The following is a 20,272-nucleotide window of genomic DNA, read 5'->3' on the forward strand; positions in this document are numbered from 1 at the left end:
TGGGTATATCGGCCTAGCCAATAAAATTCAATGACCAGAGCGAAATACCCTAAAACAAGGGCGGTTTTATAAGCCGCCCTTATTTTTATATAGACAGCGCCGTCATAAACCCCTGCTCAATCGCCCGCTTTGCATCCAACTCGCCAGCTTCTAGAGCACCACCAATCAAATGCGCCGACTGCTTCAGTGCCAACAACTCGGCGTACAGTGAATTCACCGATTCCTGCCCCGCACAAAGGATAATCTGCTCAACAGGCAAGCACTTCTCAACCCCTTCGTGGCGCAAATGCAGCCCCGCATCGTCGATTTTCAAGTATTCAACTGAACCCCATAAATGCACCCCGCTACGTTGCAAACCAATACGGTGAATCCAGCCTGTCGTTCGCCCTGGCCCGGCACCGGGTTTGCCTTTACTGCGTTTAAGCAGCCACACTTCACGCTCTGGCGCATGAATTTCTGGCGCACATAAACCGCCATGACTTTGTAGGGTGGTATCCACACCCCACTCAGCCAAATACTCCCTGTGAGTATGAAGACCATTGACTAAATAGTCTGCGACATCGACACCAATACCCCCCGCACCAATAATCGCGATTTTGTGTTTGGGTTGCACTTTGCCAGCAATTAAATCGGGATACGCCACCACGCTGGGGTGATCAACTCCAGCGATCTGAGCAATCCGTGGCCTCACACCGGTGGCAACAATGACCTCATCAAACTGGCCTGCCAAGCTCGCCGCCGAAACGCGCTGATTCAATTGGATACCGACCTTGAATTTGGCCAACATCACCGAAAAATAGCGCAGCGTTTCAGTAAACTCCGCCTTGGCAGGGATGTTTTGTGCTAAACCGAATTGGCCGCCAATTTTGGCGTCGGCCTCAAACAAAGTCACACTATGTCCCGCTTGGGCTGCGGTAAGCGCAGCAGACAAGCCCGCCGGACCAGCACCGACGACAGCGACAGTTTTGGGTTTAGCCACAGCAGTAATAGTCAGCTCAGTTTCTCGCGCTGCACGCGGATTCACCAAGCACGTCGCGGGCTTGCCTTCAAACACATGATCAAGGCAAGCCTGATTGCAAGCAATACAGGTATTAATCTCTAGCGCTCGATCTTCTTTGGCTTTAAGCAAATACTCAGGGTCTGCTAATAGTGGTCGCGCCAACGACACCATATCAGCATCGCCGCGCACTAGAATGGCTTCGGCAATTTCGGGCGTACTGATTCGATTAACTGCAATCAACGGCACACCGACATGCGGTTTGAGTGCACGTGTCACCCAGCTATATGCGCCGCGCGGCACAGTCGCAGCAATCGTTGGAATTCGCGCCTCATGCCAACCAATACCGGTATTAAGTAGTGTTACGCCGGCCAATTCAAGCGCTTGCGCCAGCTCAATCGCCTCAGCCAAAGTGCCACCTTGCTCGACTAAATCAAGCAAAGAAATTCGAAAAATTATAATGGAATCGGGGCCAAGCGCCGCCCGCACTGCTTTGGCGATTTCCAGCGCAAAACGCTGACGATTGACCACACTACCGCCCCAATGATCCTGCCGCTGATTGGTACGCTCAACCAAGAACTGATTGATCAAATAACCTTCCGACCCCATGATTTCAACGCCATCGTAACCAGCACGTTGCGCCAGACTTGCGGTATGCGCAAAATCAGCAATCGTTTGCTCAATCTCAGCCGAAGTCAGTTCGCGTGGTGTAAACGGTGAAATCGGTGCGGTGATCGGTGATGGGGCAACCGATTCAGTGTGATAGGCATAACGGCCCGTGTGCAAAATCTGCAGTGCAATTTTTCCGCCTGCGGCGTGTACGGCTTGCGTAACGGGGGTATGCCGCGCAATTTGCGCAGCGTCATTAAATAACGCTGCGCCAGCAAACGTACAGCCCGCTGCATTAGGCGCAATACCGCCAGTCACAATCAATCCAACGCCGCCCGCCGCGCGTTCTGCATAAAACGCAGCAAGGCGCTCGGGCGCGTCGGCATGTTCTTCCAAACCGGTATGCATCGAGCCCATCAAGGCGCGATTTTTCAGTGTGGTAAAGCCTAAATCTAAAGGAGCAAATAAGTGCGGATACTGCGACATGGGCCACTCCAAACGATCGTTTGAATCACCTTAGCCTATATCGCAGCAAAAGACGATTAGGGTTAATCACCTAAGCAAAGAAAAACATATCACGACAAATATTGCATACGGTATACATACCTAAACCTTGTTAAAAATAAGCTAGGCGAATATACCCAATCAATCCCAATTCACTTTTTTGGTACACACTGATATCAAAGCCGCCGCCAAGGCAATCACCGCCATACCCCACGCCAAATTACTTGCATGCGCAATAAAGCCAATCACCGGCGGCCCCATCAAAGCGCCAATTGACCCCATCGTCGTCACCGCCGCTAAAGCCACCGCGCCATGCTTGGCTGCTGCCGCATACACACAAGGCGAAACCGCTGCGACACCTAAACCGACCAAAGCAAAACCCAACAAAGCTGGCACCAAACCACCGAGCAATAAGGCTAAAGCCAAACCACCACCTGCTAACACACCACCGACCGTTAACATTCGCTCTGCGCCAAAGCGCGTCCGCCAACCATCACCAAACCAACGCGCAATCAGCATCGTTCCCGATACGCAAGCAATGCCCAGTGGAGCGAGCTGTGCTGAGGCACCGACGACATCCTTCAAATACAGTGCCGACCAGTCCGACATCGAGCCCTCTACGATCGTGCCGCACAGCGCAATCATACCCAACCATAAGGCAACCCCTGTTGGAATCACAAAACGCTTGCCGTTGCTAGCGCCACCTTCTTTGATTTGTTCATGCAACAAACCAGGAATCGCATAGAGCACGCCCGCCCACAGCACCGCTGCACCAGCGACAAAATGAATCAATACCGAGTCAGTCGATGTCGTTAATGCCGAGGCGAACAATGCCGCCAATAAGCCGCCTAAGCTAAACACGGCATGTAAACGCGACATAATCGCTTGCTTGCCTGCCAATTCGACCTCTACGCCTTGCGAATTCATCGCGACATTTAAACACGCAACAGTTACGCCTTCCAATGCCATCACGACAATCGCCAACGGAAACGTCGGTGCCAGCGCCAGCCCAATCAGCACACATGGCAATGTCAGCCCCGCCAAAATGCACATTTTTCGTGAGCCGAGTTTATGCAGCAAAGTAGCCGTTACAGGGAAAGAAAACACAGCGCCCAAACCGCTGGCCAGCAATAAAATCCCGACCTCAGCCGCACTCAAGCCCAACTGAGTTTTTAAAGCGGGAATGCGTGAGGCCCAAGTACCGAAGTTAAAGCCCAAAACTAAAAAAAGCGAGGCCACCGCAAGCTGGCTGCGGCGCAATGAAACGTCTGAATTGATCACTTGGAGTCCGTTAATTGATTTTGAAGAGGCGACGTTTGCGGCTCGTCGGGTGGTGGCAAATGGCTAAAGTCAGGAGCAAATACATCGTCACCGCGCTCAAGCATGTAAATAAACGCCAGTAATTCTGCCACAGCACGATACAGTTGCGGAGGAATGTGGCTATCTAAATCCACTTGCATCAGCAAGGCAACCATTTCTGGCGAATCGTGCACAAAAACGCCAGCTTCTTTAGCTTTTTCAATAATTCGCTCAGCGAGCAATCCTTGCCCTTTGGCGACCACTCGTGGCGCAGCGCTTCCTTCTCGATACGCCAATGCTACGGCACGGGATGAATTACTGCGTGCCTTCATGATCCACCTGTGACTTGATTAAGCTAAGCCCTGCGGCTTCAAAGCGTTGCATTAAATCAGCTTGATGCGTTTTAATTAACGCTGCCGTTTGCTCATCAGCAGCCTTAAAATTTAGGGAAAATTGCCCCTGCACCATCGTGGCGACCACCCCAACTGCACCTAATTTCGGCAAAGCCAAGTCCAAACTAGTTTGCCACTGGCGCTGCTCAGCATTGAACTCAGCCTGATGTTCTTGTTCATTTTGCAACTCCAGCTCCCACTTCAAGGGCTGACCAGGCCAAGCATTCCCCTGCCAAACTAAGGGGCGTTGCTCTAATAAATCAACTTGTTGCCGCACTAATTGCCGCATTGCTTGCTCAGGGGGTAAATCATCGGCTTTTTTGAGTGCTGCTTGCAGCGCAATATCTTGAGTTTTACTGGCAAGATTCGTAACTAGGTCTTTAAACTCCGTCGGCGGCGACTCTGTAGAAGTTTTGCTTTCTAAATGCGCGTTCGACAGATTGAAACTAGCTTGTGGTTCACGGAGTAAGGTTTGCAAGGGGCGCTGTCCGGTCACCCATTCTGCTTGATGTGATTCATAAAACAAGCCACTTTCAGCTAAGCGCCCTGCTAATTGCCCAGCCAGCTGCGTCGTATCAGGCTTGCCAGAAAACAGTGGCAATGTTTGCTGTAATACTGCGACTTTGCCGTCCGCTGACTTAGTTAATACTTCGTTGAGCAAGGCGGCACCTTTGCTGAGCTCTACATTAGGTGCTTGCGGCAAAACCGGCGGTTGAGTGGCTAGGCTAAACGTTAAGGTTGGCGATTTAGCAACAACGGTAAGATCAAGTTTCTCACCGGGCTGCGTGTTGCGCGGTAAGTTTAGATCCAATAATTGATCTTTGATTAATACTGCAAAGCGCCCATTAGGCAATTGATTGGTCACCGTCGCCTGGACTTTCTCACCGACAGTGAGGCGAATGTCATCAGGAGAAAGCTTGACCGCCTCCACCACACCCTGCTGACCTCGCAAATACTGCGAAAGCAGGGTCGAAGACATATTGCCGGCCAGCATGATTAGCCTCGATCCGAGCTAGTGCGATAGATAGCCACAATCAAATCGGCTTCGCCACGCGAAATGCCACAAGTCACGGCAAGTTCAGGCGCATCAGCCCCCTTTTGCGCCAAACGAATTGCCATCGCATAAGGCGTATTAACAGATAGGACTGGATCATCTATCGAGCCAGTCTGGCTTGACCACTGATCCAGCGACATAGCCGCCTTATCTATCGAATGGGTATCTTGCAGCTGTGCTGCCAACGCAGCGATTTTGACTTTGGACGAAGCTAATTCTTGGCGTATGTCATCAATTTGTGCCTGCAATGCATTGGCATCAATCGACGAATTTTGCTTGCGGCCATGACGTAGCCAAAAAAAAATTAACTCGGCAATATAAAATGACAACACCAGAATACCCACATAGAGTAATTGCGGCCAAGTAATATAAATAGCTGAATTACTCACCATACCCCCTAATGAATTCTGTATTTGTGTTAACGATAATGGTCGTTTAGCTTCCGAGACTGCATCGAGGTTTGCAGCATATCCTGTAATTCACTACGCCAAGCGATTGTCGAAGCCATTAAATTCGAATGAACTGCATCAATTTTAAGCATCTGTTGCTGTATCAACTGCTGCTCGGCGCTTGAATACTGCGACCATTCAATTTGCGGCAAATTTTGGCTCAACAGCTCATATTTAGGCCACAGCACAAGCAAATCATCCCACAGCTCTTGCTCGGCTAACTGATTAAATTGCCTTACTAGAGCAAAAAAATCAGCTAGCTTTTGCATTAACTCAAAATAACTACACACGACCATAACTCAAGATACTTTTTGCCACATCAGCGGCATCGCCAGTATTGGCTTGCGCGGCAGGATCAATACTAGCCCAAGCCGACTTAAGCTCATTCAGTAATTGTAAAACCTGATCCAGCAGTGTTTCATCGTTGCGTAAATTGGCCATTAATAATTGATGCGCGGCGTACTCGTACAGTGAATCTAAATTCTCGGCTAATTCACCGCCAACGTTTTTATCTAATGAGATTCGTAAACCTTCTTCTACAATTGCAATCGCTTTCGTGATGGCTTTGCCTTTTTCAGCAATATTGCCCTGCTGTAAATGAAATTTAGCTAAATTAATCGCCTTAATTACACCATCAAATAACATCACAACTAAACGATGTGGCGATGCAGATTCAACCTGATGATCAAGACTTTCGCTTCCGTAAGCGCTCAAAGCTCTTTTATTGGCTAACATTATCCAACCCCAGGTAAACTTGCCAATTGCTGTGACAACCAAGTGCTCGTACTTTGCATTTTTGTCACTGCCAAATCTAAAGCAGTATATTGTGCACGATAGCGCTGCTCAATATCTACCAACCTTCGATTAAATTCTTCAGTACGTTTTGCTATATTTTTTGCCTCACGATTCATGCCATCCACTCGAGTAGCGACTTCACCTTTGCTCGAGAGCATCTTCTCCAGCATTGAATCAAACTGATAACCAAAGCCACGTGAAAAACTAATCGTCCCGCGACTTGCACCATCGGGTGAGCTGGCAGCGCCCCCTAATACTGAAAATTTCAAACCACTATCTAATGAAACCTGCTGTCCCACTCCGGTTTTTAGATCATTACCAACTTTGACTTGAACATCAGTGCCGATAATTGAACCGGAAGTTCCTGTGCCCAAAAGATCGCTCGTCACACTGAGCGTACTCTCACTGCCATACTTTGTATTATTAATAACAATTTTATTATCAGCCCCGATAGCCACTCCAACTTTTGCACCCGCTGTTTGCAGTGCAGAGTTAGAATTAATCCGTGTTTGCAGCTCTGCCGCCAATTGCGCAGGCGTGTAATCACCCTCAGTCAAAGTGACAGAAGCTACGGTACCATTAACAGTAATGCCAAACGTTTTATTACCAGCGCCAACATTAAATGTACCTCCAGGGCCGCCAAATGTTAAAGCTGAGGTTGTATACGTTGCCTGTGCCGCATTACGAATCACAGAAACCCCTAAATCAGCAACTGTATTGGTATTTTTATCAAAACTATCAATTCTTATTAATGAATCACTTGCTCGACCATTACTGGCAAACAAGCTAATTACGCCTTGCGCATCTTTGTCCATTGCTGCATTAAATTTTGTTGAATCTAACGACATTACGCCATTTTGATCCAATTTAACGCCAATCTGAGCTAACGATTTAAAATCTCCACCCGTTCCAGAAATCGTTTGATTAATTGCGTTACGCAATGAAACTTGAATAGAACGAATAGTTCCTTCGCCATTCAAAATAGCACCTTGCTTAGTGTCTTTATTGTAGGCAGTAGAGTCAGTCAAGGCCTTTGATAAATCGTTATATGCTTTAACAAAATCTTGGACGCTCTTGCTAATTCCGCTGGTATTTTTACCTACACTTAAATTAACCGCAGTAGTCGTTATTTTATTTAAAGTTAATGTTACACCATCGACTACATCAGAAACGACATTCGCACCTTTGCTAATATCGATCCCATCGATTTTGAATTTGGCATTTTGTGCAGCTTGATTTTGAGTTAAATTTGCCGCGCCACCCGTTGCGGCATTGTAAGCAAGCCGAGACAACCCAGCGGCATCGGTATCAACGCCATCCCCGGTGTCTGTTGTGGTGATTTTTAAAGCATTTGATTCACCAGTATCATTAGACACAATCGTGAGTTTGTAACCACTACCATCATTAATAATACTGGCAGTCACACCTGCTTTTGCATTATTAATGGCATCGCGCACTCCAGTTAATGTATTGTTACTCGCATCAATAGTAATCGTTTTTGATGTTTTTTCTGGATTTGAAGTAAAACTAGTTACTCCAGCTGCTGTGGTATATTTACCAAAGTCTAGTTTAATTGTACCAACACCAACCTCAGCAGTTGTTGAGGTAAATGCAGTCGATGCTAATTTTTGATTTTGCGCGAGTTGAGAGACTTCGATTGAAAACTTACTATCGGCAGCGGTTTTAGCTGCGCTAATACTTACATATTCACTAGATGACGACGAGGCAGTAATCACATTAAAATTATCTGCGTTTGATAACTTCTGCGCTGCAGTTTGAAAAGACGACAAGGCACTCTTTATAGAACCATAGGCACTAATTCTTGCCTGAATTCCAATATTTTTAACATCAAATTTCTTCAGGGGCTGCCGCTCGACCTCCATTAATTGAGTAACAATTGCATTAACGTCGATACTAGCCATGATTTTCCCCTCTATACTCAAACCATGCTGCTATATCAAATTAGTTTTAATATAAACAAGCCAAAGTTTGATCAAAAACTCCAAAATTCATTTAATTCAATTTTGTTAAAAATGGAACTAAGCCTTGTCGCGAACTAAAAGTCCTTGCAATTTATCTAACGCCTTCGCAATATTAATCACTTCCTCAGATGGAAACTGCCGCAAAATTTCTTTTGATTGAGTGTCGATTAATTTAACCAAGCGAATATTCGTATCTTCATCGACGCCAAACTCTAAACCAATTCCTTGATTTAACATTTTAATCGTTTCGTTGATTTTCTTTACAGCATCTTCTACTTGGCTAGCTTGCTCTTTAGGATCCAATGCGCTTACTGCTTCCTCAGTCAACGTTGGCGTTGCCACAACAGCAGATTCAGCCTTTTTATTAACCGTAGAACTCGCCTCATCTTGTCGCAACTGAGGCGAAATTGCAGATGAAACATTCACAGATGAGATTTGCATGATGCACCTCTTATTGTGGAGAAGCCTCGACACCGAAGTGCCGAGGCAATTCTAGTTTACACCACTACTTCCTATTAACCACGCAGCAAACTTAATACTTGCTGTGGCAAGGCATTTGCTTGAGCCAACATCGCAGTGCCAGCTTGTTGCAATACCTGTGCCTTAGTCAGATTCGACGTTTCTGAAGCAAAGTCAGCATCACGAATCCGGCTACGCGATGCCGACATATTCTCACCCGCAGTTTGCAAGTTTGAAATCGTGTTTTCAAAACGACTTTGCAAGGCACCAAATTTTGCACGTTGACCATTGGTGGCCTGCAGAGCACCATCAACAATTGCAATCGTACGATTTGCACCGGCTACAGTTGAAACATCCACTTGCTCAACTTTTTGTAGTTGTGACGCGGTTCCACCTGTTGCAGCCATAAAATCCGTTGCATTTGAGCCAGTCACACTAAAAGATCGATCAGAATCAAATGTCAGTTGTCCAGTTGCTACAGCCGAACCATTAGAAGCAACCGCTACAGTACCCAAAGTAGCAGATACAGCATTACCAGCAACACCAGCTACTGTAATATTTTGCCCTGAGTCATTAACAAGCGTAATTTTAGTATTTGTTGAGTCTAATTTAGCTGTGACACCAGTTTTCCCTGACTGTTCATTAATTGCATTAATCGCACCAGATAATCCATCACTTGTTGCTGCAGACACCGTAAATGAAACACGCTGAGCAGAAGTATTATTAGAAGTAATATCCAATGAAATACTACCAGCCACCAGTGTTAAGTCTAGCTCTGTCCGAGCACTCGCTGTTACACCTGTGTTACCTGTTTGTGCATTCACTAAACCCGCAGCGGTCTTAGCTGAATCACCAGTAGCAATCGTAACCGATGCGGAACCTGATCCACCAGCAATCGATAACGTTCCACCCGCAACACGCGAACTAGTAGCTGTAGCAGTTGAACCTAAAGCCCCTGCTGTACTTCCTGCAGTCAAGTCACCTCTTGAATCTGTAGCAGTGGCAACCAGAGAGCCAATTCGGTAATTTCCGTAAGCAGATGTACGGAAGTTTGCTGTTGTTGATGTAATTGTCTGGTTAGCGTTCGCCCCTACTTGATAAACAGAGCTATTTGTTCCGTTGAGCAGTTGCTGACCGTTAAACTCTGTAGTTTGAGCAATACGATCTAGCTCCGATGCAAGCTGACTAACCTCTTGCTGCAAAGCAGTACGATCTGACGATGAATTTGTAGCATTAGCTGATTGGACTGCCAATTCACGAATACGCTGCAGAATACTACCAGACGAGCTCAGCGCGCCCTCAGCAGTCTGCGCCATTGAGATGCCATCATTGGCATTACGCCGAGCTTGATCCATACCGCGGATTTGAGAGCTAAAGCGCTCAGAAATCGCCAGACCAGCAGCATCATCTTTTGCAGAGTTAATACGCAGACCAGAAGACAGACGCTGCAACGACGTCGACAACATGCCTTGAGACTTATCAAGATTACGTTGTGAATTAAGTGAGGCTACGTTGGTATTAATGACTTGAGCCATGATTTTCTCCTAGATTCAAATATCCGATAAACCGGTTAAACCGGGGAGAGACGCTCCCCACATTTTGTTTATCGTCTATGCGCGATTAAACTTTATAGTGAAGAATGATTTTTTTCATCTACCAGAGATGAAACAATATGGCACAACTGATTTATCAAAGAACCCCAACTATTTTCAAGGCCTTTAGACAGCGTAGTTACTGCAGGAAACCATGGTGAAGCAGGTTGGCAGCCAAGCTGCCAATAATCAACTGCCCAACTACTCAAATAGATCGTTGGCACCCCTAATGCAGCGGCCTGCATATAAGTTGCTGTTCCTGGAGCTACAATCAGATCACACGCCTTCATTAAGCACGCTGCTGCATCAAGATCATCAAACAAATCAATTTCATGCGCACAAAGCAATCGCCCAGGAAATCGCTCATCCAACCACCTCTGTTCCTCAGTTGCCAGCTGATGCTGTAAGTTAATCAGATGCACACCTGATAATTCAAACAATGGCGCAAGATCCAGCAAATCTAAGTAATTATGATTACGTATCGCATCCCGATACCCACTTCGCCATGCCAATCCAACCAATAAACCAGGTTCTAGGGCTTGCAACCGAGAACGCCAATGGTTTGTACGTATAATATCGTCTTGTAATAATACAGACTGGCCAGAAAATGCTGACAATGATTGTCTAAAAAATTTTGGCAATGAACCAATTGCCACCTGATAATCATACTTTTGTGCCATCAAGGCATGCCTAGGTACTCGATTTGGTATGACAACAATCTCAGGATAAGAGCGACTAAACAAGGTAACGAGCTTAGGATGACAGGCATACACAACCGTAGCAAACTCACCAGCCAAGTCGGGCAGGCAAGTAGCCCACATAATCTCATCTCCCAAACCCTGTTCGCGATAAACAAGAATCGACTTGCCCTTGCCACTCTCCCCCTGCCAGTGTGGTGTACTGTCATTTAATGACCAAGGCTCTTGTCGTGACCAGCGCGATTCGTAATGCGTCCACGCCTTCTCTAACTGCCCCAACGCCATTTCAGTCATCGACTGGTTATACAAAAACTCTTGACAGTCGGGTCTAAGCATTAAAGCATTTTGGTGATAAACCAAAGCCTCTTCATACCGTCCCATGTGCTGCAAAAAAACAGCATAAAAATCATTTACTTCTGGAATATCAGGGTATTTTGCTAAAGCTTCTTTATAAAGCAACTCGGCAGCGTCATAATCACCCGCTACCTTGCTATTAAAATGAGCTTGATTTATCAATAAAAGCCAATCATCACAATCGCCAGCACCTGCTTTTTCATATAATTTTCGACCGTCCTCATACTCACCTAGCTCGACCAAGGCTGCACCATAACTCGAATAAAAACGACTTACATCAACTCCATCTAATTGCTCAAATCTTGGGCTATCTTGTAACCTCTCAAAAACTTCACGAGCTTCAAAAAACCGTGAAGCTTTTAACAGAACTGCTCCATATTGCAACAGCAGAAGCGGACTCTCGGCATCTTCTGCCTCATTTAATTTACCCATGGCTTGATCAAATTGACCACGCAAGGTGTATACAGCAACCAAGTTGATAATGCTTGGTGTATAACCGGGATGCACAGCAAGAGCTCGATTGCAATACAATTCGGCCGAAGTTAAATCATTCCTCAGTAAAGCCATCGAGGCCAGTTCATTAGTAACCAAAGCATCCAGCGGTTGATCCGAATGCAACTGTATATACATCTGTTCCGCATTTTCAGCTTGACCAGACAGTTTTAGTGACTTTGCAAGGTTGCAGCGTAACTGGAAATTATTAGGTTGCTTTTTTAATGCCGCGCGAAAAAAAACTTCAGCATCTTGAAAATTTTCCATGCGCGCAAGGGCTGCACCTTTCAAATGAAGTAAATCACCATCTTGGTGATGCACCGTCACTGAACTCAATAAATCAAGGGACTGATCTATTTTGCCTGACTCAAGTAGAGAGAGCGCCTTTTTAAAAACGGCTGAATTACTCAATTTGCGCCCCTCTACTAGAAATGCTCGAATCTGATCGGTGTCCCACGTGCAATTTCGTCGCGTGCTTGCCTCCCGATGATTTGATCAATAAATTTGGGCGGCAAACCAAAACCAGGCCGAATCGCTCTAATGTTCTCTGCGGTAAATAGCTCACCCTTAGCAATATTTTTACATGCGTACAGTGACCTTCGATATTGCAAACTTGGTGCTTCGGCTTCAGTAGGCCCATAGCTAACGCCACCTAAAGAAAGCCATGCTCTTCTTGACTCAATCACCAAGGATGACAACTCTGCTGGCTCTATAGAAAATACAGAATCCACGCCCCCATCTGCACGACTCAAGGTGAAATGTTTCTCAATCACACTTGCCCCCAATGCCACAGCAGCTATAGCAGCACCAATACCCATCGTGTGGTCAGACAGGCCGACTTCACACTGGAACAGCTCACGCAAATGAGGCAAGGTGCGAACATTACTATTTTCTGGACTTGCAGGATAAGTGCTCGTGCATTTTAATAAAACAATATCATGACAACCATTCTGCCTTAGGGTAGTAACTAGTTCACCTAACTCAGCAACAGAAGCCATTCCTGTCGATACAATGACAGGCTTACCGGTTTTAGCAACCTTCCTCAACAAAGGCAAATCGGTATTTTCGAAGGAAGCAATTTTGTAAGCTGGCACATTTAGAGTTTCAAGAAAATCAACGGCGGTTTCATCAAAAGGAGTACTGAAAGCTAAAATGCCTTTCTCTGCTGCTCGTGAAAAAATAGCTGAATGCCACTCCCATGGAGTATGAGCTTCGCGGTACAAATTATGTAAAGTCCGCCCCGACCAAAGACTGTTCGGATCAGAAATACTGAATTCACCTTCTGAACAGTCAATCGTCATTGTGTCCGCAGTGTAAGTTTGTAACTTGATTGCATCTGCCCCAGCCGCAGCCGCAGCGTCGACAATCGCCAACGCTCGCTCAAGTGATTGATTATGATTACCTGACATTTCAGCAATCACAAATGGCGCAGATTCTCTACCGATTTTTCGCCCAGCAATATCCATAATTGCACCTTACTTTTTAATATACGAATAAAAAGAACCCCAACCGATATTTGCAACCACATCAAGAACAGAGAGATGAGAAACAAAATTAGCACAACCTTGATCATAAATGGAAGGTATAAAGTCTTGGACATCCAACGCTATTCCAGACCTTTGACCAAAATGATCTTGATGCAAATATGGCAAAGATCCAACGGGTGTCAAATATCGATTACAGCCAAGTTGAATACAAATATTCTCCAAACGATCTGATCGTATTCCAGACACCTTTAAATCTGACGACTTAATTAATTTGCATTCCAAGCCAACCTTGCTGACGCAATAATTAAGTAAAAATATGTTAAATTCTGACAAAACACTAGATTCTTTAGGAACAGCCAGCTCAATCAACTCTACAACATCAGTATAAAATGGTCGGCCAGAGTATGCAGAATGCATTTTCTCCTTTAAAAAATCAAAATATCTGACATCTATAAAATCAACCTCCACCTCGGTTATTTTTTTTCGAGCACCACTTTTCTTTACCGGTAAAGTAATAAATTCGATCTGATCGTGCCGCAATATTCGATTACGTTGATGCCATGAAGAACGACAAAACTGAACATCATCAAGAAATACAAAAAACTCTACCTGAGTCATCAAATTAAAATAACCAGCCCAAGGCAAATAGCTCGGCTGCATAATTGCACAACGCATAATTAATCCGTATTTCTTTCAAATAGGTAGTCATGCCGTATCATGACTTGCTTGGATCCTGCTTCGGTTCTAGGTAAGCAACGATCAGCATCCCATAAAAGAGACCAGCCAGCTGCAGCAAAAATTTCTGCAACTTCACTTCTAACCGTAAAGTAATTTCTTTTCGGATAAATCAGATAATCGGAAAAGCCTAATAATGCTTGCAGCATCCGATATGCATGGCGCAAAGCATATCCAATACCCCGACTCTTGACTGACCATAAAAGAAAATGTACCAATGAATCGTCATACTGACGTCCAGTAAACTCATCTGACTCAGGATGCTCACCAAGGAAAAGCTTGCAACCGGGCTTGGCTAGCCGAGCCAGTTCTGTCGCCGTTGCAACAAAGCTTTCACGATCCGGTAAACAAAGACAAACACCGTTAATCACAATACGGTCAGCAAGACCAGAAGGCAATGGAATACTATGAGAGTAGCCTTTCAAGAACTCGATTTTTTCATTTTCATAAAATGAAGAAAGCATCTGCACTTCTTCCTGCAAAGGGAGTATTCCGATACGTCGTGCCACGTTGTTTATCGATAGCAAAAAATGCCCACCACCACACCCAACATCCACCACAACAGAATCTGCGGCAATTTTCAGCTTTTCCGCAATCAACTGATTTGCAACCGAGGTAAGGCTTGACTCTTCACCTCGCCCTGTTAGAGCATTCACATCAACATGCCGAGCCCAATACTTACTAACATCAAGATACTGATCGAATTTGATTATTGCCATATCACACCATGAATATCAAAAACATCAACTATCGCATTAGCCAAACGCTGAGCACCAAGACCATCAATCAAATTGGTCATTAAAGAACGCTCAATTACGTCTTCAAGCGAAGTCATCTCAAGAAGCGCCTTCTCTAGATTTAGTCGCCAGCTCCCCACCTGCTCAACCATATGGACTGCGCTTAGTCTGTTAAAGTAAGAAACATCTAATACTTGATTATCAACAACGGGAAAGGCAATCACAGGTAAACATCTCGCCAGAACCTCATAAAGTGTTTGTCCACCAGCTACAATCCCGAAATCACAAAAATCAATCATCTGACACAAAGTATTTGCATTTATATTTCTGTAGATATGCAATTTTTCGCTAGATAAAACAACGGAAGGAGTCTCACGAACAATCAAATGAATATGTGCTTTTGGATAAGCTCCAGAAATTGCTTCTATGCATTCGGGCAGGAAAGCCTCACCGGCTCCCAGAGCAAGAAAAATATGACTAGTATCTCGATTGATACGACAAAGCCTTCTCTCAGAAAACTCACTACGTATACACGTCCAACTCAGGCCAAGACAATAGGTAACCAAGGGGTTACGTATAGGATAAGCGGTTTGCTCAGCTAATGGCGTTGGATCAACAACCATGCCGCAAGGGTAAGTCCTATGAAGATAATCATCAAAAAAAACCACATTCCTATTCAGCAGAAGTAAATTATCAATCATGAAGGATGTGCATTGATAGCTATCCAAAACCACCACATCAACAGCAACAATCAATGAACGTACAGCAGATAAATCAGACCGCCAGGCACAAAAATGCGAGGAAACGTTCAGGTCAGGAAGAGTAGAAACTTCGCCACACCAATCTATCAACATCTGCCCCTGTAATGATAGACGATTCAGCTCCAAAGCCAATGCAGCGCATCTGATTAAATGCCCCCAGCCTAGAGTACTTCCTCCTTCAGTGAGGATTAAATAGTTCATACTTTCTGATTCACAAAGCGATATAGATGCTCTGAAAAAAGCCAATCGTCGCTAGTGTCTATATCCTGACTTTGTAGCCGCGTAAGGGGAAAAATTTCCACTCTCGAACCAATAGGTAATCTTCCTAAAAAATAATCAGGCCTTGCCCAATACAATTGACCTGCGTCGTACCATGATTTTTCAAGATCCTGTGTTCTACTCATCGCATGTTCTGGAAAAAAAGATCTAGCGCCGAATTCATTCGAATAAAGAAAAGCTCTCTGTATTGGCGATGGAAATGTAGTACCAGTCATCACCAAACCAACATTTTTAGTTAACAACGCATGACTGTCTCGAACCACCTCCGGAGTTAACAATGGAGTGGTCGGATAAATACAACAAACTTCTTCAGGATAAAAATTGGCCAAATGAAGCTCAGATAGCGCATGCGCTACAACCTCATCGGTTCCAGTAAAGTCGTCCGCCAATCGAGCAGGACGGAGAAATGGAACTACTGCACCATATTGAATAGCAATCGATGCAATTTCCTCATCATCCGTAGAAACGATGACCTTTTCAAATAAGCCACAAGTCAAAGCAAGTTTAATAGGATAAGAAATAATTGGTGCACCACAAAAATCACGTATATTTTTACGTGGAATACGCTTACTCCCCCCCCGAGCAGGAATAATTGCCACTCGCTGAGTCATCTTTTCTCCAGTAAAAACCAATTAATGTCATCTTGAGGAAACAAAGGATCACGATGATATGCAAAACCATAAGCACGTAATTGCAAATCAGGATAGAAATCGAGCATTTCCCCAGCAAAATCACGTTTAAATAATTTACCTTGATTACCGCGATAATTCACTTCAACCGGTGATGGATTGTAATACTCGGCAATTAAAATATATCGCTGACTGCTGTGATACAGTTGGTCATAGGCTTTATGCAGTAAATCTGGCGCCAAATGAATTAGCACACCCTTGGTAAAACTCAAATCGACCTTTTCAGCAATCGGATAATCAAATAAAGAACCCTGCCATACCTCAGCAATACCCAATTGATTGGCTTGCTCACACGCCTTTTGATTCAATTCAACGCCTAATAATTTAGCTGTGGGGATTAGTTGATACAAAGCGCGTAAATTCATGCCGCAATTAGTACCAAACTCTAGAATACTCTGCACAGGCTGGCAGTGACCTAGCACTTTAACAAACAAGGCGACATTGGCCGCTAATAAAGTATCGCTTTGATTGCGTTCGACATAATCATTGCCAAATTTGCCCCGCCAAAACTGTTCTTGCTCAGTTAATTCACGCATTGTTGGCCTTAAATCATAGATTTTATTAATTCAATTATTTGATCTTGCTGCGCATCAGTTAAAGCTGGATACAAAGGCAATGTAATGGCTTGTTGATAATAAGCCTCACTTGCCATGCAGTAACCTGTAGTAAAGCCAAAAGCCTGATAATACGGTTGTAAATACACCGGAATGTAATGCACATTCACAGCAATGTTTTCGCTACGTAGAAAATCAAAAATCGTTTTTCGCTTAGCTGCCGGCACACGAACCACAAATAAATGCCACGCTGACTCATTATCGGCATCTGCACGCGGTAATTGAATTGGCAACTCAGCTAAGGCAGTTCGATAACGTGCAACCAGAGCGCGCCGCCTCGCAATAAATTCAGAAAGCCGCTGCAACTGCGAACAACCTAGCGCGGCTTGTATGTCAGTCATGCGATAGTTAAAACCCAATTCAAGCTGCTGGTAGTACCAAGCGCCATCGCTCTCACGGGTCATTTGCTGTGGGTCGCGGCTAATCCCGTGGCTGCGTAAGCGCAACAATCGTTGATACAGCGCCTCATCATTGGTCGTGATCACACCACCCTCACCGGTCGTTACAATCTTGACCGGATGAAAGCTAAATACGCTTGCTCGACTGTATTGGCAGGCGCCAACAGGCGTTCCTTGATAAGATGCACCAATTGCATGTGCCGCGTCTTCCAACACAACAAAACTATATTGCTTTGCCAACTGATCTAAGGCTTGCATTTCACAACTTCGGCCAGAAAAATGCACTGGGATAAGCAACTTTGGCAGACATCCATTCTGAGCTGCCAGCGCTAATTTTTCAGTCAACACCGCCAAATTAATATTGCCAGTATCTGGCTCAATATCAATAAAATCAACATTCGCGCCACAATACCTTGCGCAGTTAGCACTCGCAACAAAGGTATTTGGGCTAGTCCAAACCCAATCTCCAACACCAACATCCAGCGCAAGACAGGCCAAATGCAAACCCGCCGTAGCGCTCGACAATGCCACGGCATAACGCGCGCCGGTGATTTGGCAAATGGCATTTTCAAAGCGCTCAATCGCAGGCCCTTGCGTCAAGAAATCGGACTGCAACACTTCCAATACTGTAGCGATGTCAGCAGCATTAATGTCTTGACGGCCATAAGGAATCACCGAGCTCATTTAACTTGACTATCCAAGGCCTGCAATTGCGCAATAGATAAAAAATCGCTATTGGTGTCTGATGTATATTTAAATCCAGCAATTGCAGGACAGCCCACCTCGCCTTTGCCATTTTTAAAATAATCCCCCTGCGAATTAAATTGAATTGACGGCGTAATCACATAGTGATCGGCAAATTCAATTGTATGCAAGCTATCATCACGTGAAATCATCATTTCATGTAATTTTTCACCCGGACGAATTCCAATGATATGCCGCGCTACCCCCGGTGCCATCGCGCTAACCAAATCAACAATTCGAACCGATGGAATTTTAGGAACAAATAGTTCGCCGCCGTGCATGCGTGAAAAGCCTTGCAGCACGAAATCGACGCCTTGATCCAAGGTAATCCAAAATCGGGTCATTAATTCGTCGGTCACGGGCAAGGACGTTGCACCCTCGGCAATCAGCTTGCGAAAAAAAGGCACGACCGAACCACGTGAGCCAACGACATTGCCATAGCGCACGACCGCAAATCGGGTTGGATGACTGCCGGTCATATTATTGGCGGCCACAAACAACTTATCAGACAGTAATTTAGTTGCGCCATACAAATTGACGGGGCTAGACGCTTTATCAGTCGATAGCGCAATCACTTTTTGCACGCCATTTTCTATCGCAGCATTGATTACATTCTCAGCACCATTCACATTGGTACGAATACATTCAGTTGGATTATATTCGGCAGCTGGCACTTGCTTGAGTGCCGCAGCATGCACGACAAAGTCAATACCGCGCATAGCTTGTTTTAAGCGCTCTGCATCGCGAACATCGCCCAAAAAATAACGCATGCATGGGGCATTAAATTCCTGTTGCATTTCAAATTGTTTGAGCTCATCACGCGAAAAAACCACCACCCGATTGGGCTGATAACTAGCCAAAATGGTGCGAATAAATTGCTTACCAAATGATCCAGTACCGCCCGTAATCAATATTGATTTATTATCAAACATAAAATATCACTTATAAATCAGTGCACTGCACTGTAAACGGCAATTAAATTTTGCATAACTGCTCAGTTTCGTTGATTGAAAATAATCAAGATAAGCTGCTAGCAAAACAAACACTCAATACAGCCAAAGAAACGCCTAATTCCGTCAGCAAAATATAAGCTATATCTTATAAAAATTAAAAGGGCGCTACCAGCGGTAACGCCCTTCTGTTTCATTCCAACATCTTTATTTAACGAGCCGATTATTTATCTTGGCAAAACTCTTTCAAATACGCCGAGAATTCTGCACCCACTTCGTGGTGCTTCATACCCAGTTCAACCGTTGCTTTTAAGAAACCAATCTTACTACCGCAGTCGTAGCGCGTACCTTGCAGCTTGTGCGCAAGGATATGTTGCTCTTGCATCAGCGCGAAAATACCATCAGTAAGCTGGATTTCACCGCCTTTGCCCGGTTGCACATGCTGCAGATGATGGAAAATGCGTGGCGTTAAAATATAACGCCCCACCACAGCCAGATTGGACGGAGCTTCTTCTGGCTTTGGCTTCTCAACAATATTACCAACACGCAAGCGTTGTGCGTTTTCAGACACTTCCACAATGCCGTAGCTGCCTGTTTCTTCATGCGCCACTTCTTCCACACCCAGCACCGAGCAATGCGTATCGTCAAACACATCGACCATGCGTTTCATTTCTGAAACGCCATTTCCATCGATCAAGTCGTCCGCCAAAATTACCGCAAACGGCTCATCACCCACGACTGGCTTAGCGCATAACACCGCATGACCCAAACCCAAGGCTTCAGGTTGGCGAATATAAATGCACGTCACTGATTTTGGGATAATTCCGCGTAAAATTTCCAGCAATTTGGTTTTTTGCTTCGCCTCCAAATCGGCTTCCAACTCGCCCGCTTTATCAAAGTGGTCTTCAATACTGCGTTTATGACGGCCAGTAATGAAGATCATCTCGGTAATTCCTGCGGCCAACGCCTCTTCAACGGCGTACTGAATCAGCGGTTTATCAACCACCGACATCATTTCTTTCGGGCTGGCCTTCGTTGCAGGCAAGAAACGTGTCCCCATACCAGCGACAGGGAAAACGGCTTTGCGAATTTTTTGCATGGAATTTCCTGATTGAGTTTGAATAGATGCGAGCAAACCAAGGCGCAGGGCAGCGCCCAGCACTTGATCGGATTGTTTCAGGCTCAATTGATCTGGCCATTGC

General features: G+C 45.1%; 20 protein-coding genes. All 20 read right to left on the reverse strand.

Annotation, left to right across the window (positions count from 1 at the left end):
* Positions 1 to 85 precede the first annotated feature (85 nt).
* Positions 86 to 2,092, reverse strand: coding sequence for an NADPH-dependent 2,4-dienoyl-CoA reductase (locus GM173_RS04655; RefSeq protein WP_203570141.1), 2,007 nt, complete (start codon positions 2,090 to 2,092; stop codon positions 86 to 88).
* Between the two features lie 159 nt (positions 2,093 to 2,251).
* A complete protein-coding gene (locus GM173_RS04660) occupies positions 2,252 to 3,391 on the reverse strand; it encodes an MFS transporter (protein ID WP_203570142.1) in 1,140 nt (379 codons plus the stop codon).
* Complete coding sequence (locus tag GM173_RS04665; RefSeq protein ID WP_203570143.1) at positions 3,388 to 3,741, reverse strand: EscU/YscU/HrcU family type III secretion system export apparatus switch protein; 354 nt, start codon at positions 3,739 to 3,741, stop codon at positions 3,388 to 3,390. Before GM173_RS04665 ends, GM173_RS04660 begins: the two co-directional genes overlap by 4 nt.
* A complete protein-coding gene (fliK, locus tag GM173_RS04670; protein ID WP_203570144.1) occupies positions 3,725 to 4,780 on the reverse strand; it encodes a flagellar hook-length control protein FliK in 1,056 nt (351 codons plus the stop codon). The genes GM173_RS04665 and fliK overlap by 17 nt, the downstream gene beginning before the upstream one ends.
* 17 nt (positions 4,781 to 4,797) lie before the next feature.
* Positions 4,798 to 5,244 (reverse strand): DUF2802 domain-containing protein, encoded by a 447-nt coding sequence (locus tag GM173_RS16285; RefSeq protein WP_203570145.1) that lies wholly within the window; start codon positions 5,242 to 5,244, stop codon positions 4,798 to 4,800.
* A gap of 29 nt (positions 5,245 to 5,273) precedes the next feature.
* Positions 5,274 to 5,594, reverse strand: a complete 321-nt coding sequence (locus tag GM173_RS04680) for a flagellar protein FliT (protein ID WP_203570146.1) — start codon at positions 5,592 to 5,594, stop codon at positions 5,274 to 5,276.
* Positions 5,587 to 6,039: a flagellar export chaperone FliS gene (gene fliS, locus GM173_RS04685; RefSeq protein WP_239078246.1), complete on the reverse strand. Its 453-nt coding sequence runs from the start codon at positions 6,037 to 6,039 to the stop codon at positions 5,587 to 5,589. The genes GM173_RS04680 and fliS overlap by 8 nt, the downstream gene beginning before the upstream one ends.
* Complete coding sequence (fliD, locus tag GM173_RS04690) at positions 6,039 to 8,021, reverse strand: flagellar filament capping protein FliD (RefSeq protein WP_203570147.1); 1,983 nt, start codon at positions 8,019 to 8,021, stop codon at positions 6,039 to 6,041. The genes fliS and fliD overlap by 1 nt, the downstream gene beginning before the upstream one ends.
* Before the next feature lie 117 nt (positions 8,022 to 8,138).
* Positions 8,139 to 8,522 (reverse strand): flagellar protein FlaG, encoded by a 384-nt coding sequence (locus tag GM173_RS04695; RefSeq protein WP_203570148.1) that lies wholly within the window; start codon positions 8,520 to 8,522, stop codon positions 8,139 to 8,141.
* Between the two features lie 74 nt (positions 8,523 to 8,596).
* Complete coding sequence (locus tag GM173_RS16175; protein ID WP_203570149.1) at positions 8,597 to 10,075, reverse strand: flagellin N-terminal helical domain-containing protein; 1,479 nt, start codon at positions 10,073 to 10,075, stop codon at positions 8,597 to 8,599.
* 92 nt (positions 10,076 to 10,167) lie between these two features.
* The gene (locus GM173_RS04705) at positions 10,168 to 12,087 is read right to left on the reverse strand and encodes a tetratricopeptide repeat protein (protein WP_203570150.1); all 1,920 of its coding nucleotides are present in this window, start codon (positions 12,085 to 12,087) and stop codon (positions 10,168 to 10,170) included.
* A gap of 14 nt (positions 12,088 to 12,101) precedes the next feature.
* Entirely contained in the window at positions 12,102 to 13,142 is a 1,041-nt protein-coding gene (gene pseI / locus GM173_RS04710) for a pseudaminic acid synthase (protein WP_203570151.1), read from the reverse strand.
* A 9-nt stretch (positions 13,143 to 13,151) separates the two neighbouring features.
* Positions 13,152 to 13,838: a WbqC family protein gene (locus GM173_RS04715; protein ID WP_203570152.1), complete on the reverse strand. Its 687-nt coding sequence runs from the start codon at positions 13,836 to 13,838 to the stop codon at positions 13,152 to 13,154.
* A 2-nt stretch (positions 13,839 to 13,840) separates the two neighbouring features.
* Positions 13,841 to 14,617: a methyltransferase domain-containing protein gene (locus GM173_RS04720; protein WP_203570153.1), complete on the reverse strand. Its 777-nt coding sequence runs from the start codon at positions 14,615 to 14,617 to the stop codon at positions 13,841 to 13,843.
* Entirely contained in the window at positions 14,608 to 15,597 is a 990-nt protein-coding gene (locus GM173_RS04725; protein WP_203570154.1) for a hypothetical protein, read from the reverse strand. The genes GM173_RS04720 and GM173_RS04725 overlap by 10 nt, the downstream gene beginning before the upstream one ends.
* Positions 15,594 to 16,286 carry a pseudaminic acid cytidylyltransferase gene (pseF, locus tag GM173_RS04730; protein WP_203570155.1) on the reverse strand — a complete coding sequence of 231 codons (693 nt, stop codon included), beginning with the start codon at positions 16,284 to 16,286 and terminating at the stop codon, positions 15,594 to 15,596. The genes GM173_RS04725 and pseF overlap by 4 nt, the downstream gene beginning before the upstream one ends.
* Positions 16,283 to 16,900 (reverse strand): pseudaminic acid biosynthesis-associated methylase, encoded by a 618-nt coding sequence (locus tag GM173_RS04735; RefSeq protein WP_203570156.1) that lies wholly within the window; start codon positions 16,898 to 16,900, stop codon positions 16,283 to 16,285. Before GM173_RS04735 ends, pseF begins: the two co-directional genes overlap by 4 nt.
* 8 nt (positions 16,901 to 16,908) lie before the next feature.
* Positions 16,909 to 18,060, reverse strand: a complete 1,152-nt coding sequence (gene pseC / locus GM173_RS04740; protein ID WP_203570157.1) for a UDP-4-amino-4,6-dideoxy-N-acetyl-beta-L-altrosamine transaminase — start codon at positions 18,058 to 18,060, stop codon at positions 16,909 to 16,911.
* Positions 18,057 to 19,052 (reverse strand): UDP-N-acetylglucosamine 4,6-dehydratase (inverting), encoded by a 996-nt coding sequence (pseB, locus tag GM173_RS04745; RefSeq protein WP_203570158.1) that lies wholly within the window; start codon positions 19,050 to 19,052, stop codon positions 18,057 to 18,059. The genes pseC and pseB overlap by 4 nt, the downstream gene beginning before the upstream one ends.
* Before the next feature lie 241 nt (positions 19,053 to 19,293).
* Entirely contained in the window at positions 19,294 to 20,169 is an 876-nt protein-coding gene (gene galU, locus GM173_RS04750) for a UTP--glucose-1-phosphate uridylyltransferase GalU (protein ID WP_203570379.1), read from the reverse strand.
* Positions 20,170 to 20,272 lie beyond the last annotated feature (103 nt).

It is taken from the genome of Deefgea chitinilytica (assembly GCF_016881405.1).
In the GTDB taxonomy this organism is placed as follows: domain Bacteria; phylum Pseudomonadota; class Gammaproteobacteria; order Burkholderiales; family Chitinibacteraceae; genus Deefgea; species Deefgea chitinilytica.